This is a genomic window from Rhizocola hellebori (genome assembly GCF_016862955.1).
Lineage (GTDB): Bacteria > Actinomycetota > Actinomycetes > Mycobacteriales > Micromonosporaceae > Rhizocola > Rhizocola hellebori.
In genome coordinates, this window is the sequence record NZ_BONY01000033.1 from 64,361 (window position 1) to 82,568 (window position 18,208).

Genomic DNA, 18,208 nt, shown 5'->3' on the forward strand with positions numbered 1-18,208 from the left:
GCACTTCATGCGGCGCGTCGGCTGGATCGTCATTCCATTGATCGTCGTAGTGGCGATGACGCTTGGTCTGCCTCCGGGGGCGGTGCCCGGCAACGGGACCTTCCCGTTGTCCTGGCTGTGGACCTGGACCACCCAGCGACCCGCGAGCGCCTTCCTGAACGTGCCGCAGCAGCAGCATGGCCCCGATATCAAGCGGGATCCGCAGGTGCCCACTTCTGCGACCGACCTCAATGGACTGTCCGACGGTCCGGCCACCCCGGCGCGGCAGCGCAAGCCGTGGACGACCCCTAACCGGACAGGCTCGTTCAGCGAAGCGACGAGCACGCGGATCGCGGCCGCGGCCACCGAACGGTCCGATATGTACGCCAACGCCGACGGGACCTACGCCCGGACGGTTTACCAGGACCCGGTGAACTTCAAGGCGGCGGACGGGTCGTGGAAGCCCATTGACCGATCGCTCGCCCGGCGCGGCGATGGCCGGCTCGCGCAGAAGGCGGCCAGCACCGATTTCACGGTGGCGGCACGCTCCTCGGACGCGCGTCTGGTCACGATTAACCTGGACGCGGGCCACGCCTTCTCCTACGGGCTGGCCGGAGCGGCCGACGTGCCCGCGAACGTCAATGAGAACAGCAGTCTCTACCCGGGCGTTTTGTCCAATGTGGACCTCAAGCTTGAGGTTCTCGCCAACGGCGTCAAGGAGTCGCTGATTCTGCGGTCAGCGGCTGCCCCGGCGTCGTTTGTCTTTCCGTTCGACCTTGTGGGGCTGACCGCCGCGCTGGGCGCCAACGGCTCGGTCGAGCTCACGGACGCCGCCGGTGTGGTACGCGCGTCTCTTCCGGCCGGGTTCATGCAGGACTCCAGATTTGACCGCGAGTCGGGTGACTTCACGAGGTCCGACGCGGTCATTTACGAGTTGGTCGACGTGAATGGCCGGCGCGCGCTGAAGGTGACCCCCGACGCGGCGTGGCTGCGCGACCCGGCCCGGGTCTACCCGGTGACGCTGGACCCGTCGACATTCATGGGCACGGGCGACACCTATGTGTACAAGACAAGTGGTTCCGATCATTCCGGTGAGGACAACCTGCCGGTGGGTACCTATGACGGTGGTACCCATGTGGCCCGTTCGCTTATGCATTTCGACGGCTTCTCGACCACATACAACGGGGCGACAATCACCGGCGCTTCGCTGTGGACCTGGCTGACCTGGACCTACGACTGCACGGCGCGCAAGGTCGAGGTCAAGCCGATCAACGCCGCCTGGAACGCCGCTACAGTGCAATGGCCCGGCCCCGCGCTGGGCGCGGCCATCGGCTCGGCCACGCCTAACGCCCCGCACGCGTGCGCCAACGACGGCGGCAACCGTGCCGTCGGCGATCCGGTGCAGATCAATTTGACTCCGCTGACCACGTTTCAGAACTGGCTGACCGGCTCGCCAAACTACGGGCTGGCGCTGACCGCACCGTCGGAGACGACAAGCAACCAGTGGAAGCGGTTCACCTCACGCAATTTCGCCAATTACCTCTACCAGCCGCGACTGATCGTCTACTACACCGGTCCGGGCACGCCGCAGATCGACGCTGCCTATCCAGCCTCGGGCTACAACTCCCCGACGCTGACCCCGACCCTGATCGCTGAGGCACACGATCCGGACGGGGTCGGCAGCCCGTTCACTTACCAGTTCCAGGTTTACGACAGCAACGGCACGATGGTCGAGAACTCCGGACGGATCGCCTCATCGTCGTTCCAGGTGGGCCCGAACAAGCTCGCTCGTGGACAGAGCTATTCGTGGGCGGTCGTCGCCAGCGACGGCTCCACCGAGAGCCCGCCGTCGGTGTTCTCTCTGTCGACGTTGCCACCCCAACCGCCGGTCACCTCCGGTTTGGCACAGAACGGAATGAAGGGCTTCGAGCCCAGCATCGGGAACTACACGACCTCTGCTACCGACGTGAAAATCTCCACGGTGGGCCCGGATCTGACGGCGACCCGCATTTACAACAGCCTAGACCGAAGAACAAATCTTGCATTTGGTACCGGGTGGTCGAGCCAGGCCGACATGCGTATCACCGAGCTCGATGTGGTTTCCGGTGTGCCGCAGGTGCTTTCGGTCACCTACGCCTCGGGTCAGGAGGCGATCTTCGGCAAGAAGGCCGACGGGTCTTTCGCCTCGCCGCTGGGCAGGGTCGCCAACCTCAGCTGCCTCAACGCCTCCGGGGCGGTCATCACCTGCCCGACCACCTCGGCGACCGCTATCACCGGCTACCGGTTGCTGGAAAAGGACGGCACGGCCTACACCTTCGCCGCGACGATCGCCGGTTCCGGCAGTTACGCCCTCACCTCGATCACCGACTTCTCCGGTCGGGTGGAAACCCTGACCTACAACGCCGGAACCCTGCAGCTGGCAAAAATCACCTCGGCGTCGGGCCGGGCGCTCAGCTTCACCTGGTCGGCTGGACACATCCTCACGGTGGCCACCGACGAGCTCGTGGCGGGCACCCCATCGTCGCGTTCGATCTGGACCTACACCTACGTCAATAACTCGCTGACCAAGGTGTGCCCGCCGGACGAGGCCGTCAAGTGCACCCAGTACACGTATTCCACCACCGGATCGGCCTTTCCGTCTCTGGTCCGCAACCTGGCCCCGACTTCCAACTGGCGGCTGACCGATGCGGTGGGCTCGTCCATCGCGGCCAGTTCCGTGCTCGACCAGGGCGGCGCCGACAATGGGGTGGCCTCGTCCGTCGCGTTCGGACAGAGCGGCCCGCTCGTGGGTGCCACCGGTTCGAAAGCCGCACAGTTCAACGGCTCCAGCAGCGTGATCGCGCTGCCCAACACCCTGGCCAACGAGTCCGGCTACCGATCGGCCAGCGTCTGGTTCAACACCACCACACCCGGCAAGGTGCTGCTGAGCCAGTCCACCGACGCGCTGGGGGCCACCCCGGCCTACCGTGGTTACACCCCAACACTCTTCCTCGACGCGGCGGGCAAGCTCGCGGGCCAGTTCCCGACCGCGCCGCAGGTCGGCTACACCGGATCGCTGGGCAATGGCGGCTCCGGGCTGTGTATCGACACCAGGAACGGTTCGGCTTCGGCTGGGACGCCGATCCAGATCCTGGGCTGCGTGGACAATGCCGCCCAGAAGTGGACTTTCAACCCGTCGACTCGGATCTCCGGCATCGGCTGCATCGATGGCGGTGACGGCAGCCAGGGCCGGCTCGTGGTCAGCAATCCGTGCGACTCTTCGGCGGGCCAGAAGTGGCGGATGGATGCCAACGGCAACATCGTGCTCATTTCGACCGGGCGCTGCCTGTCCTCACCCAACAACAGCAGCGTTCCCGGTACCCAGCTGATGATGTGGGACTGCCGCAGCACTCCGCTTTCGGCCGGGCAGATCTGGTTCGGCAGCGCGCACACCCCCATCACGTCGCCGGCGGCTACCCCGGCCGTGACCGATGGCAATTGGCACCACGCGGTGCTCACCGCCTCCGGCGGCTCGCAAACCCTCTATCTCGACGGCGTCGTGGTGGGCAGCAAGACCGGGCTCGTGGTCGGCGGTGGGCAGAAGTACCAGTACATCGGCGCGGGTTACCTGAGCGCGGGCTGGCTCAGCGAGCCCGACACCGCTGTTTTCTCCAACCAGGGGGCGGCGAGCTACTTCAACGGCAGGATCGGCGAGGTCGCCTTCTTCGACCGTCCGTTGACCGCCAACGAGGTGCTGGCGCTGAAGGCGGCGCGCGATACCGTGAGCCGTCCGCTCACCGAGATCAAACGGCCTAGCGGCAATATCGCCGCCGCGGTGACCTATGACGAAGTGTCCGATGTGGTCTCCGGGCTGACCGACGAGTTCGGCGGCCACTGGGCGGTTTCCGCGCCCACCGCGCAGGGCTCCTACCTCGTGCACTCCAGCACTGTGCTGGGCGCGTCGCCGTCCGAGTACTGGCGGCTGGCCGAGACGGGGGTCTCCGACGCGGTCAATGAGGTCAACGGCGGGACCGCCACCTACATGGGCGCAGTGCTTCTCGGCGCCACGTCCGGTCCGTTCGGGGACACGAGCTGGGCTGGATCCTTCGACGGCGCGAGCGCCTATCTCAAGCTGCCGCCGGGCGACGTCCCAGGCACGGGCGCGTTCTCCGTCGGGATGTGGTTCCGGGCGCAGACGGGAATGACCGGAACCCTTTACAGCTACCAGGATCAGCCGATCGGGACAGTTCCCTCCGCGTGGGCACCCGCGCTCTATGTCGGCACCGATCACAAGCTGCACGGGAAATTCTGGACGGTGTCGGGCGGCGCGGTGCCGATGGAGTCGATGACCAACGTCGATGACGGCATCTGGCATCACGCCGTGCTTAGCACGTCAGGTACCAGTCAAATGCTTTATCTGGATGGAAACCCGGTGGCGGTCAGCCCGCTGACGGGCGCACTGGCCACCGGAGCGATGACCATCGGCTCGGTCGGCGCGGGCTCCACGAAGCTGTGGCCCGCGGGTCAGGACAGCTCCAACGGTTACTTCACCGGTGACATCGCCGAGGTGTCGCTCTACCGCAGCCAGATCAGTGGGTCGCAGGCGATGGCCCAGTACAGCTCGCGGGCCAAGGCAACCGGCACGAGTCTGGTGAAGAAATACGTCATCACCGACCCCACCAACGGAAGCCTCACCACCAAGTCCTACGAGCTGCCTTCGGGCCGGATGGTCGCCTACACCGACGCGTTGGGCGCGCAGACCCGGTTGGGGTATGACGCGATGGGCGCGCTCACCACGGCGACCGATCCCAACGGCAACTACAGCCAGAGCACTCACGACGTCAGGGGAAACACCACCGAGCAGACCAGTTGCCTGGTGCGCTCGAATGATCCGGCGCTGGCGAACTGCTCGACCATTTACTACACCTACACCAATAACGCGTCCAATCCGGACGATCCATGCAACAACCGGATTTTGACTTCGCGCGATGGACGCTCTGTCGACGAGAACGATCCCGTTTACAAAACCACCTATGCCTATGACGCCAAGTGCAACATTATTGCGGTGACCGATCCTCTGGGCCGCAAGACGTCGACTGCCTACACCGGGGATCGGAACACGGCGTCGGTCGACTCGGCCGGCTACGTCCCGGCCGGGCTGCCGATCCGGCTGACGTCGGCCGGCGGCTCGGTGCAGACGGTGGGCTACTACGCCAACGGCGATGTGGCGTCGGTGACTGACGCGGGTGGAAAAGTCACCAAGTTCGAGTACGACCGGCTGGGACGGCTGGTGAAGCAGACCGAGAGCACCGAAACCCCGGCCGTGCTTGTCACCGAAATCACCTACGACAAGCAGTCGCGGGTGAAGACGCAAAAGCTGCCCAGCACCATCGATCAGGTCGTCAACGCGGAAGTCCATCAGGCGTTGAGCACCTTCAGCTATGACTATGACGGGCACACCCTTTCGCAGAAGATCGAAGACCTGGGCCTGGTGGACCCGACGCGCGAGGTCAGGTCCGAATACAACTCTTTCGGCTTGCGTACCAAGACGATCGATGCCCTGGGCAAGGAGACCGTCTACACCTACGACACATTCGGCAACGCGCTCACGGTGAAGCAGCCCGGTGCCAACGGCGCCACCGTCGTCAGCGAGTACGACGCCAACGGCCGGCTGGTCACGTCGGGCATCCAGAACTGGACCGGGGACCCTGACACGACCGCCGACGATGTGCCGCTCAAGACACTCTCCTCGACCGGTTACGACCCGGCCGGGCGCGTCTCGTGGGTGTCCGATGCCGAGGGACGGCTGACGAGGTACACGTATTACGACGACGGAAAACTGTGGAAGACCATCCGCACCGACGGGGCGCCGGTGTCGCCGCGCGAATACGTCGTGGAGGTCAACGAATACGACAAGGCCGGCAACATCGTCAAGCAGACGGCCAACAACGGTGCCACCGTCACCACCTTCCAGGTCGACGTCGCCTCCAGACCGATTTCGTCCACGTTGGACCCTGCCGGGCTCAAGCGCACCACCGCGTCGAGCTACGACGCCGACGATCACCTCATCGAAGCCAAGTCCATCAACGACGTGGGCGCGGTGCTCGGCTATCGCCAAGCCTCCTTCGACCCGCTCGGCCGGGTGCTGTCGCAGACCACCTTCAACGGCCCGGCCGGCACCGACCCGCTCAAGGTCGCGACCGGGCGCTGGAAGCTGGAGGACAGCGGCACCGACTCGGCCGGCAACAACCCACTCACCGCGACCGGTGGCCCCCTTTTCGACCAGAACGATCACGCGACCGGTTTCAGCAAGGGCACGCTGTTCAACGGAAGTGGCCGCATCACCGGCGTCACCTCCGCCGTCGACACCCGCAACAGCTTCACCGTCGCGGCCTGGGTCAAGCTCGACACCTCCACTGCGACCGCGCCGGTGACAATCGTCAGCCAGGACGGCCGAAAAGTCAGCGGATTCAACCTGTACTACAACAAGGCCACCGGTCTGTGGTCCTTCGCGATGCCCCGGTCGGACGCTCCGGGCCAGTCGGTGGAGACGGTCACGTCGGCCGTAGCCGCCACCAACGCCTGGACCCACGTGGCCGCGGTCTACGACGCGCCTGCCAAAACCATGAAGCTCTACGTCAACGGGGTGCAGTCGGGCGCCACGGTGAACAGGACGGCTACCCCGTGGAGCGCACCGGGTCGGCTTGTCATCGGCGATGGAAAGGCTGGGGGAGAGCTCAACAACCGTACCGATCTATTCATCCAGGACACCAGCGGAATCGTGAAGTCCTACAGCAACACCGGCCAGACCATGGGCACCGCGGCTGCGCTGGGCGCGGCTACCCAGCTCAGCAGTATGAACTTCGCCGGCCTCTACCCGGTGATCGCCGACTGGACAGGCGACGCCAAACCCGACTACATCGGCCGTGACTCCGCCGGGGACCTCTGGCTCTACCCGCACACCGGCGGCACGGGACTTTCCACCTTCACCTCGCGGACGAAGATTGGCACCGGATTCGGAATCTACAACTATTTGGGTGCGGCCGACCTCGACGGCGACGGCCGAGCCGAGCTGCTCACCCGGGAAACCGCTACCGGCAAGCTTTTCTACCACCCCAACGCGGGCGGAACAGCCGCTCCCTATGCCCTGGGCGCGCCCGTTCTGATCAACACGGCGAACTGGAACCCGTACAACTGGATATACCTGGGCGACATCAACGGTGACGGCCGCGCCGATCTGATGTCGCGCAACAGTTCCACCAACAATATGTACCTGTATAAGAACCTCGGGGCCTTCGCCGCGGACGCACTGTTCGCCGGGCCGGAACAGGTCGGCGCCGGTTGGGGCGGCTACACCGTCAGCACAGGCGATCTCAACGGCGACGGCAAGGTGGACCTGATCGCCAAGGATTCGGCCAACAGCATGTGGTTGTACCCGAACGTCGGCGGGACGGGCACCGGAACCTTCGGTGCGCGGGTGTCCATCCCGGGAACCTGGACAGGATTCGGCTTCCACGCCACCGCAAACTTCGACGGCGACACCGCCTCGAACTGGCGGGGCTCGCTCAACGACGTCCAGATCTACCAGCGGGCGCTGACGCAGGCGGAAGTCAACCAGGTCAAGGGGCTTACCCTGCCGGCCGCAGGTTCGTCGGTCAGTCGGGTGTCGTACACATTGGACAGACGTGGCATGCCGACCCAGATGTTCGACCCGCTGGGCAACGAGACCGGCTACGTCTACGACGAGGGCGGCCGCCAGGTGAGCACCAGGTCGGCGCCGTTCGTATCGGAAACCGGCGGAGTGGCGGCCCCGCTTCCGGCAGGATCGTTGTCGGTCATCGGCTACAACACCTTCGGCGAACCTGTGCGCACCAAGGACCCCAACGGGAAGGTGACCTTCGTCGAGTACGACAAGGCTGGCCGGCCGGTCAAGCAAACCATGCCGATTTACGTTCGGCCCGATGGCGTGGCGCAGGCCGACAGCATCACCAGCCGGGTCTACAACGAAACCGGTCAGGTGATACAGCAGTTCGACGGTGACGGCAACCCCACCTCGTTTGTCTACGACCAGCTCGGCCGGGTGCGGAAGGTGACAACCGCCGACACGAAGACCACCCGCTACCGGTACGACATGATAGGCAACGTCACCGAGATGATCGACCAGCTCGGCCACTCGACCTCGGCGACCTACGACTTCCTCGGACGCAAATGCACCGCCACGGACGCGCTTGCCAACACGACCACTTACCACTACGGCGTCGGCAGGCTGGACTGCCAGACCGCCATTCCCGCCAACGATCCCGGTCGTCTGACCGAAGTGGACTCGCCCGCACATGTCAAAACCCGAGTCGTCTACAACGCGGTGGGGGAAGTCGTTGACGCGTATGACAGCGCCAGCAACCTGACTCATTTCACTTACGACGGCATGGGCCGGGTCACCGCCAAAATCCTTCCGGACCTCAGCTCCACTGCGCCGACCTACGACCTTTCCGGCGCGGTGCTCGCCAACAGCACCTACACCAATGGCAGCGCCACTCCGGTGCTCATGACATCGCAGACTTACGATGCCGCCGGGCGGATCGTCTCGTCCACCGACGCCAATCAGCACATCTCCAAATTCACCTACAACGCCGTCGGACTGCTGGTCTCGCAGCGGGAACCGACGAGCGCGGTGGCCGCCGAGGACATCGTCACCACCTACGGCTATGACCAGGCGGGCAACCAGACACGCTTCACCAATGGCAATAACAACGCTTTCATCACCACTTACAACGCGTGGAATCTGCCGGAGTCGTCGATCGAGCCGAGCACGCCCGGTCAGACCACCGACGAGTCGCGCACCTTCACCGCCAGCTACGACAAGGCCGGCCGGGTCGCCACGCAGGCCTCCCCGGGATCGGTGAAGATCACCAACCATTACAACTCCATGAACCGCCTCACCAGCCAGGACGGCACCATCGCCGGGGTGGGCACCACGCGTTCATATGACTACGACGCCGTCGGCCGGCCATGGAGGTTCTCCGGGCCGTCCGGGCTCAGCGAAATCAGTTACGACAATCGTGGCCTGCCCCTGAACATCACCAAGGGCGGGGTCACCGAGTCGGCATTCACTTGGAACGTTGACGGCCAGATGGCGTCACGCACGGATGCCGCCGGAGCCACCACCTACGACTACGACACCTCGGGCCGGCTCTGGAAAATCACCAACGGCACGAGCCTGCTGGCGACCTACGGTTACGACAACATGAGCCGGGTCTCAAGCATCACCTACGGCGGCAGCAGGGTTCGCCTCCTGGGCTACGAGGCGGGCACCGGCCGGCCGCAGACCGACGAGCTGAAGACCTCGGCCTCCGGGTCGACAATCGGGAAGATCGCCTACACGTTCGACGCCAATGGCAACGAGAAAACCAAGACCACCACTGGTTTTGGCGGTGCCACGATTTCCAACACCTACCACTACGACTTCGCCAATCGCCTCAAGAGCTGGAACAACGGCACCAATACTGTCGACTACGAATACGACAAGGCTGGAAACCGTTGGAAGGCAGGCGGATCCACCTTCGTCTACGACGCCCGTAACCGGTTGGTCAGCTCGTCTGCGGGAGCCGTCACCTACGAATACACCTCTCGCGGCACGCTGGCCAAGAAGAAGATCGGCTCGGTGGAGATAGACACTGCTACCGATGCTTTCGGTCAAGTCACCAGCCAGGAAGACGAGCTCGGAGTCGCCCAAAGTTACACCTACGATGCCCTGGGCCGTTCTGTCCTCAATGGACATTCATATTCGGGTACCGGGAACCAGCTCGCCAAGGACAGCTCCGCCCGCTACATCCGGGCTCCCGGCGGTGAGCTGGTCGCCACCACCGACGCCGCTGGCGCCAACCGGGTCAACGTATGGACCGACCTGCATTCCGATGTGGTCGCCCAGTTCGCCGACTCCGCCACGTCTCTGACTAAAACGGCGACCTATGACCCCTTCGGCAAGGTGGTCGGCTCTTCCACCCTGGCGGGCAGTCTCGGGTACCAGTCGGAATGGACCGACTCCGCCACCAAACGCGTCAACATGGCAGCGCGCTGGTACAACCCGGAAACCGGCCAATTCGATTCCCGCGACACCCAGGCGAACAGCCCTGCGGGCTCATCGGTCAACGCCAACCGCTACGCCTACGCCAACGTCAATCCGCTCACCGGCGTCGACCCCTCCGGCCACCATCGCGTCGATGGGGTCGCCCCGCCGCCGCCCCCTGCGCCCCCACACTGTGGCGCGGACGGTAGAAGCCCCGGTACTGGCTGCGCCAATCCAGGGGGCGGCGGAGGCGGCGGCAGCGGCGACGGCGGCGGCACCCCGACCATCGTCCCCAAGAAGGATCCCTGCGCGACCTCGTGGGGCCCCTACAGCGCCTGCGCGACCGACCCGCCGAAGCCGGTGGTCTGCCCGCACCACAACCAGAACATGAACTACTACGAGGGCTGCACCGACGTCCTGGTCACCGAACATTCCTGTCGCATCAATGGTGCCGACATCCCGAAGGAGAAACTGCCCAAGGGCGTGGCCTGCACCGACCTCGCGCAGAACATGGACAAGCTGGGTAACCAGTACGAGGGCTACGCCGACGGCAGCAACCGCGATCTCGTCACCGCAGTCCTGCTCGGCGAGGCGGTCGAAGTGACCGCCGCGCAAGGCGAAGCGGCGGCTCAGGCGGCTAAAGAAGCCCAATGCCAGGCCGACTTCTGGTGCCGCAACGCCAGCGTCATCGGCACCATCGCCGGTGTCGTCGCCGGTGCGGTGGCAGGCGCGGTCTGCATGGCGGCCACGGCCGGCGCAGGCTCGGTCGGTTGCGCCTTCGCGGCAGGCTTCGTGGGAGGTTTCGTCGGCAGCCTCACCACCGGCCTGCTCGAGGGCAAAGAAGGAATGGAGCTCTGGGGCGGTGCCCTGATCGACGGCGTGATCGGTGGCGTCATCGGCGTCCTCACCCTCGGTGCAGGAGCAGCGCTGGGTGCGGGCGTGCGCGGTCTGCTGCGTACCGGGGTGGGAAAGGCGGCCGCCAAGTGGGCCACCGGCGCCAGCCGCAGCGCAGCCTCGAAGGTCGCCTCCACCAGCGCGGGCCGCGGCCTGCAGGTCATGCGCGACACCGCGATCAAGATCGAGAGCAAGGTCGGCAGCTGCACCATCGGGACTCTCGGCGAAGTCGCCATGGAAGCCCGTAACCTGCACAGCTTCGACCCCGACACCTTGGTCCTGATGGCTGGGGGCGCCTATTCGGCCATCAAGGACATCAAGATCGGTGACAAGGTTGTCGCCTCCGACCCGGAAACCGGTGCCACGTCTGAACAACCCGTCACCGCCCTGCACGTCAACCAGGACCTGGACCTCACTGACCTCACCATCAGCTCCCAGCAGCCCGAGCCGGCCCCACGCCCCGAGATCGGTCAGCGCACCGGCCAGGGCGCAGGCACCACCCGCGGTCCAACCGCGACAGTCACCCTGCATACCACTCAGCATCACCCCTTCTGGGACGCCAGCACCTCACGCTGGATCGACGCGGCAAAGCTCGTCCCGAACAAATCGGTTCTCGTCACCGCCGATGGGCAGCGCCTATACGTCACCGGGGTCGACAACCACTCCGGCACCAAGGAAATGCGCGACCTCACCGTCGCCACCGTCCACACCTACTATGTGATCGCCGGCGACACACCGGTCCTCGTCCACAACTGCGGCGAGATTGACGTCTATCATGCGACTACCAGTCCGCGTGCGGCGGAAGGCGTTCTAGGTGGCATCGATCCTGCTTTCTTCAACCCAAATAGTCGGTTCGGGCCCGCATTTCATGTGACTGAAAACGCTGATACAGCAGTTGCAGAACTCGCCCATCATGGCGCGACGCCAACAAACATGATTCGCTTTACGTTTGATCCACGACGTGCTGTCGTACTCGACCTAACAGACTCTGCCGTGGCGAAGTCTTGGGGATGGGGGTATTCTGGGGGGCCAATTTCCGGTGCGACGCGAGACATTGGTCCGGTAGCGCGTGCGTCTGGCTATACGGCGATAAAGTATCCCTCGATGCGAGGCGAGGGGGCGAACTGGGCTATTCTCAGTGATTTCGACAATCTCCTCAGACCGCAGATGGTGACCCCGATGTGAGATTCCAACTAGCAACCTATCGCTGTGATCCCAATGGACACCTGTTCCGTGCTCCGACGATTCTTGGGGGACACGGGGTATTCTTGGCCCGCAGCTCAGGCGAGGGCGACTTGGCCTACGTCGATGCCGTTTCTGACGACGCTTTTGGCGACCTTCGGTCCATCCTCAGAGGGATTCCGACGTTTATGCAATTACATGAATTGGAGCGCGGCAAGGTTGTCCAAGATCTCTTTAGTATTACCTGCGATTACGATTCGCAGGGCGCTCCCTACGTTCTAAATCGAGATCCCTGCTGTATTCACTGCTCGGACTGCAATGTCAGGTTCATCGAAGCTACCGATCCGCCTGAATTTGTGGATATTGATGTGCCGGAGGTGAGTCACGGACGTTGGGATTCGATGTCGGTTACTGATCGTAGAACAGCCATTGAGCAAGCGCTAAATGAGTATTTCATCGATCGTGCCGACTGGTGACCATCTGGCGGCCGAGTATCGCGATTCTTTGGTGCGCCAATAAAACGTGATCGACGACTACCATAGATCGACGGTGACAGGTGGGGTCCGGGCATTGACTTATGCCTGCGACTCCGGCGTGTGTGCAAGTGGCCACCTTGTGCGTTGATGTGCGTGGAGGTGTGCCCCGGTTGATGTCAAACTGATGTCAGATACTTGGTATGACCGTAAACGTATCGATGAATTGCTGTGGATCTCCACATGAGATGCGGACCGCTTGGCACCCATGCGTTTAGAATTAATGACCCCTATGCCGTGTACGAGGTGCTCAAACCATTCGATGTCCAGGAAGGCCCGGCGAGGCCGTGGTTCGGTCCGCCTGGACTGGCTATTCAGTACAAACTTCCAAGGTCTGTTCAGGATCTGATTGACGACGACTTCCTGCGGGAGGTGAGCTAGCGACGATGTACATCAGTGAGCTTGAGGCCAAGCTACAAGCGCTCGGTGTGCCAGCCGATGTTTACTGCATTGGACGAGATCGCGATGAGTCGTACTGCCTTGTCGAGGACGGGCAGAATTGGCGAGTGTTCTTCAGCGAGCGTGGAGGCAGGACCTCGGAGCGGGCCTTTGCCAGCGAGGAGGAGGCGTGCAACGAGTTGATGAATTGACTTCTACGCGATCATGTCTTTCAACGCCTCATGCAGAATCGCCCATAAGGAGCACGGGACACATAACGGCGACTGCGCTTTAGGCAAAATTGAGGATAAGTTAGGCAAATGCCCACGTTTGCGCTCCAATTCGCCTTGCCGGGGTGGTTAGACCGCCCGTTCCTCCATGCAGTGCTCTGCCAAGATAGGGCAAACTATCGATTATGAATGCTCTTGACGATGGCGATCCAGTTGCCTTCTTCGATCGAAAGCGGTCACTCATGGGAGCATCGGCGTTGCTGTTGCGAGACGAGCACGGCCAGATCGTGATCGTAAAGCCGCACTACAAGGCGGTTTGGCACTTGCCCGGCGGCCTTATGGAGACCGACGAGTCGCCACGTTTGGCTGCTGAACGTGAAACGTTCGAGGAGATTGGCCTACAGGTGCGGACGAAGCGACTTCTCGTGGCCGACTATAAGTCAGCGACCGAGGCACGCCCGGCGTGTATGCAGTTCATTTTTGACGGCGGCGTGCTCAGCGTAGAACAGCTGGCAGGTATTGTCTTGCAAGCAAATGAGATAGAGGCATGGCAGGCTGTCTCCGATGACGATGCTTTAGCATTGGTGGCCCAAGGAGGCCCGTCTTCGCGCCTTGCCAATGCGTTGGCAGTACTGGAAAGCGGCGTGCCGATCTACCTTGAAGACGGCCAAACCGTCTGACCTAGGCCAGCTCTGGCAGCAGGTCGATGCGGTCGCAGACTACCGCAAGATCGGCATGCTGGCGCTTGAACAGGGTCGCCTGCTTAGCCAGCATCCGCAGGCGCATGTTGACCCGATGGGACTTCAGACGTGCCGCCACCTCAAGAGCCGCTTGGGCTTGCTCTGCCGCGCCATCCAGTTCTCTTCGCCGTAAACGGGCGGTGGCAAGGTTGCTACGGTCAAGGGCCTGGTTGCGTATCTGCTCCTTGCCACGCATGGCCATCGCGTGCCGGATGGGCTCCTCAGCTCTGAGCGCTTGGCGTGGGTCAAACGCGGCCAGGTCGCGGAAACAGGAGCCGATCACACCGGACAGCTGTGCGTCGTTGAAGTACGTGATCCACGTTGGATCTTTGCTTGAAGTGCCGCGTGCCAATTGGCTTTCTGCGGCGCTCAAGGCTCGCTGGCAAGGTTCAGGCCGTCCGAGAATGGCGTAGGTTTTCGCTTCCATGCTGCTGACTTTGGCCATGACGGTAGGGGTCACCTCACTTTGGCCGGTCAAGTGATTGGCTAAGCCAAGCAGCTCGACGGATTGCATTGGGTTGCCGAGGTCAGCGTTCACACGTGCCATATCGCATAGCAGCCGTGCTGCCAAGGCGGCATCCTCTCCTTGCTGGGCTATCTGGACACCCAACGCGAAGTATTGCTGCGACTCATCGAATCTGCCTATGTCATATGCGATCCAGCCGGCCACGGCGCACAGGTCAGCGACAGCTGGCAAGAGTTGGTGGCGAACCCTGTCGGGGTAGGAGCCACGGACCAATCGAATGGCGCTGTCCACATATCCGGCCGCTGCCTGGTAAGGCACCCAGCCACCGAACTGACGATCCCAGCGCTGCAGGCTGCGCGCAGCGAAGCTGACTTCGCGCACCTCGCTCATGCCGATCCGGTAGGGGTCAGGCGGGCTAACGAACGCGAAGCTCCCGAGTAGCGAACCGCCCAGTAGAACGTTCCGGCGTTTCATGGGATCACCTTGACCATCGGCAGTGGTGCTTTCTACGGCAACCAATCCGAGACCGAGGACTGAAAGTGCCGAGGGCGGCAGCTCAGCGAATAACATCCGTTCCGGCGCATCGTAAACAAGCGCCCAGAGTGAACGGTAGAAGTCACTTGGCTCGTGGTCTCCCTTCTCCCAGCCTTTCAGCATCCGAAGCAGGCTGTCGTGAGAGGGCAACGTCAATCCGAACTCGCACCCCTTCTCCTCCAAGGCTGTCACAGCCCGAAGCTGTGACCAGGATGGAGAGCGCCGGAGGCGTGCTTCGCGCAAGCGATGTGCCCACGCTGGTCTGAGCGTCATGCCTGTCACCCTAAGACGGGACACGGTGTCACCCCCTGTTTCACCGGCTGTCATCTGCGGATTTGAGCCTAACCCTGATTGGCTGAGGTTGCGGACTTCGGTCGTTGACCTGCCCAGTTCGGTGCTACACCGCTCTCGGCCGCGTGATCTTCCGTGCCGCCTGGTCCAGCAACCCCCCAAAGCATAGGAGGTAATCAATTATGGTCACTGTCCGCGATTCATTGGCGCAGGAAATAGTGAGCGCCAGAGGCCGAATAGCAGACACCAACACCAGGCAGCACGCGGGCCGTCATCGTGCTGAAGATCGAGAGCAGCCGAGCTGGAATAACTCCACCATGATTGTGCAGGTCTTGCGGGACCGGTTAGTCAGTCGTGGTTGGAGCACTGAGGGGGTCTTTCTGCTTGCGTCTGCTATTGGGCCATCGCCGGAGCTGGAGGAACGCCAGCTTGACCTTGGAGTGGGGCTGTGGCGATGAGTATCTGGACGACACGCGCCAACGAGCCGGTCGGCTTCGGTGATCTTGTGGCAATCAGCGTGCTTAAGCATGCCGACGCGGTAGGCCGCATTGTGGCGCGGCGGGATAGCGGACGTATTCAATGCGTGCTGGTGAGGGGTAGCAGCGTCAAGCCTGGTGAGTTCGTAGAGGTGGAGGAAGACCAGCTCCTGGTTCGAGTGTTTGGCTAGGGGCGGTATGTCTTCGACTCGGTTGTGCCTGAATGTGCGTAGCCTGCGGCTGGCCTCTTACATCAGGTGCAGCTCAAGCTCTTGGTTCGTGGCGAACATGTCGCCATCTGTGAATTGCCCGCCGTGCGCTCTCGACATGGCCGCGCCCATCGCGTGATGGCCGAGCTGTGCTCATGGGCGGAAATGCGGCGACCGTTTCGAGTTCATCAAGCGATGATCCGATATCCAGTGAACCGCGGTGGCATATGAAAAGTTCTGATCCACGAGCGGATGCGGAGCCCAACGTAGGTGCGAAGGAGAACGTCAATGAAGGTCACCGAACTACTGATAACCGGCTTCGATGGCGACGAGCCCGTCTTTGCGGTCACGCTCGTCCCTGATGGCGCGACCGCTGTCCTCACTGCGACCGACGGAGAGGGAGGAGCAGCGGTCGATTCAATTGCCAAGCAGGAGACGGATGTCTTCTCTTCGGTACGGGAACTCCTCGAACCGCTGGCACTGGCGTCGGCGAATATGCAGTCAACATAAATGTTCTCAACATAGATTGAGTTAGTAGGCATAGTGGGCAGCGCGCTGGAAGGTCGGGGGCCGTGTTGTCGCCTGGCCCTTCCTGCCAGGCGCGGCTCAGGCCTGCTGTTGGCAGAGCGCAATGCACAGCAGGTTTCGTAGAAGCTTTCTGCGACGTACACGTCTGGGCTGTGTGGTGGAAGGTGCGTCTGACAGGACGATCGACTGCCTGTGTCACGGCGGCAGGTGCGGCCAAACGCGCTGGCGATCGTCGTGGTGACGGTATGCGGAGGAACGATCAGACTGGCCTGATGCAACCTGACGGGACCCATGCTCCGTGTGTTAACCCGTGAACGAAACAGACAGCGAGTTCACGGCGTACTACGCGGCGCGCGGACGGACCATGCGCAACACGGCGTACCTGCTGTGCGGGGACTGGCATCTCGCCGAGGACCTGACCCAGACCGCGTTCGCCAAGCTCTACCGGGTTTGGGGACGAGTACAGCGCCGTGACGCCTTGGACGGCTACGTGCGCCGCGTTCTGCTGCGCGCCTTCCTCGACGAACGCAGAAAGCCCTGGCGCCGTGAGCATTCGGTGGAGCCCGGCTCCGCCGTGCTCGATCCCGCCGCCCAGGAAGCCGTTGGCGGCCAGGGGGTGGAGCTGCGCGAGGCACTGGCCGTGGTGCCGTCCCGCCAGCGTGCCGTGCTGGTCCTGCGTTTCTGGGCCGATCTGTCGGTCGAGCAGACCGCGGAAGCTCTCGGTTGCTCCACCGGCAACGTGAAGAGCCAGACGGCGAGGGGCCTGGCGACGCTACGCGAGGCGCTTGGCCACCAAGGAGCCAAGTCCATGAAGGAAGCCACCTATCTGAAGGAAGTCACCTCATGAGGGAAGTAAGGGACATCTGCGATCGGATGCTGGCCGACCCGGCTCCGCCGATGACGAGTGCTGATGATCTGCTCAGTTTCGCGCGGCGCGGCCGGGCCCGGCATCGCGCCCGGCTCGGCGTCGGCTTCGCCGCGGCCGCCACGCTGGCCATCGCCGCGGCTGCGCCACTGCTGATCGGCGGCACTCCGGCCACCCGGCCTCCGATCGGCCGCGCAACCCAGGCGACGAGCGCCGCTCCAGCGCCGGTGCCAGTGGCGTTCAATGATTTGCTGCCGGTGGGGGTCGACAGCTACACCCCGACCGGAGGCATAAAGGTGATTTACCTGCGCACCGCGCCGGATGCTCCCGTGCCCACGGGCGATCTCTGCCAGGCTCCGCTGCCGATGGAGTTCAAGGTCGCGATCACGTCTGGGCCTTGCGAGGTCATCACCTTGCAGGGCGTGCAGATCCGCCTCGGTTCCTATCGAGCCAACATCCCGAACTCCCCCGAGGCAACCTTCGCCCTGCGCTACCTCGAGGGCAAGGCGTACATCTGCCTGGCGTTGCCGGCCCAGGCGTGGGACTCCAGCAACACCACCGCGCCCACGATGACCGCGCGGGAGCTTGCCGACTACCTGCTCAGAGTTCGGTGAACACCTTCTCGAGGAGAGCGAGCCGTACCTGATCGGGTGCGGCTTCGCCGCTAACCTCCGAAATAGTGATTGTTGCCTCAGCTATCCATCCGCAATGACGGCGCGGGCTGACATTTTCCATACAATCAGCGCGCTTGGCCAACCTGGTGGATTGCTGATGAAGGCGGCCGGATAGTGGTACTTGAGAGCAAGGCGATAGTGCAGTCTCGCGGCTCGTTGTGGCGGGGGATTGAGGCGGTCGGCG

The 18,208-nt window shown here is 63.3% G+C and carries 10 protein-coding genes; 9 read left to right on the top strand and 1 reads right to left on the bottom strand.

All coding sequences use genetic code 11. The features are described from left to right. The first annotated feature begins 7 nt into the window (after positions 1 to 7). From Rhe02_RS25665 to Rhe02_RS25685, 5 genes are all read left to right on the top strand, one after another. A complete protein-coding gene (locus tag Rhe02_RS25665) occupies positions 8 to 12,103 on the top strand; it encodes a LamG-like jellyroll fold domain-containing protein (RefSeq protein WP_203910907.1) in 12,096 nt (4,031 codons plus the stop codon). Next, entirely contained in the window at positions 12,100 to 12,576 is a 477-nt protein-coding gene (locus Rhe02_RS25670; RefSeq protein ID WP_203910908.1) for a hypothetical protein, read from the top strand. Before Rhe02_RS25665 ends, Rhe02_RS25670 begins: the two co-directional genes overlap by 4 nt. A gap of 240 nt (positions 12,577 to 12,816) precedes the next feature. Further along, complete coding sequence (locus tag Rhe02_RS50990) at positions 12,817 to 13,014, top strand: TNT domain-containing protein (RefSeq protein ID WP_373320697.1); 198 nt, start codon at positions 12,817 to 12,819, stop codon at positions 13,012 to 13,014. 5 nt (positions 13,015 to 13,019) lie between these two features. Next, positions 13,020 to 13,223, top strand: a complete 204-nt coding sequence (locus tag Rhe02_RS25680; RefSeq protein ID WP_203910910.1) for a hypothetical protein — start codon at positions 13,020 to 13,022, stop codon at positions 13,221 to 13,223. A gap of 203 nt (positions 13,224 to 13,426) precedes the next feature. Then, positions 13,427 to 13,921, top strand: coding sequence for an NUDIX domain-containing protein (locus Rhe02_RS25685; RefSeq protein WP_203910911.1), 495 nt, complete (start codon positions 13,427 to 13,429; stop codon positions 13,919 to 13,921). 1 nt (position 13,922) lies between these two features. Here Rhe02_RS25685 and Rhe02_RS25690 read toward each other — a convergent pair whose 3' ends face one another. Continuing rightward, entirely contained in the window at positions 13,923 to 15,308 is a 1,386-nt protein-coding gene (locus tag Rhe02_RS25690) for an NsdA family TPR-like regulatory protein (RefSeq protein ID WP_505973678.1), read from the bottom strand. Positions 15,309 to 15,720: 412 nt separating this feature from the next. On the opposite strand from Rhe02_RS25690, the gene Rhe02_RS25695 reads away from it, so the two are divergent. From Rhe02_RS25695 to Rhe02_RS25710, 4 genes are all read left to right on the top strand, one after another. After that, positions 15,721 to 15,939 carry a hypothetical protein gene (locus Rhe02_RS25695; RefSeq protein ID WP_203910913.1) on the top strand — a complete coding sequence of 73 codons (219 nt, stop codon included), beginning with the start codon at positions 15,721 to 15,723 and terminating at the stop codon, positions 15,937 to 15,939. A 306-nt stretch (positions 15,940 to 16,245) separates the two neighbouring features. Then, a complete protein-coding gene (locus tag Rhe02_RS25700) occupies positions 16,246 to 16,467 on the top strand; it encodes a hypothetical protein (RefSeq protein WP_203910914.1) in 222 nt (73 codons plus the stop codon). 328 nt (positions 16,468 to 16,795) lie between these two features. Then, positions 16,796 to 17,332 (top strand): SigE family RNA polymerase sigma factor, encoded by a 537-nt coding sequence (locus Rhe02_RS25705; RefSeq protein WP_203910915.1) that lies wholly within the window; start codon positions 16,796 to 16,798, stop codon positions 17,330 to 17,332. Then, complete coding sequence (locus Rhe02_RS25710; RefSeq protein ID WP_203910916.1) at positions 17,329 to 17,964, top strand: hypothetical protein; 636 nt, start codon at positions 17,329 to 17,331, stop codon at positions 17,962 to 17,964. Before Rhe02_RS25705 ends, Rhe02_RS25710 begins: the two co-directional genes overlap by 4 nt. The last annotated feature ends 244 nt before the right edge of the window (positions 17,965 to 18,208 follow it).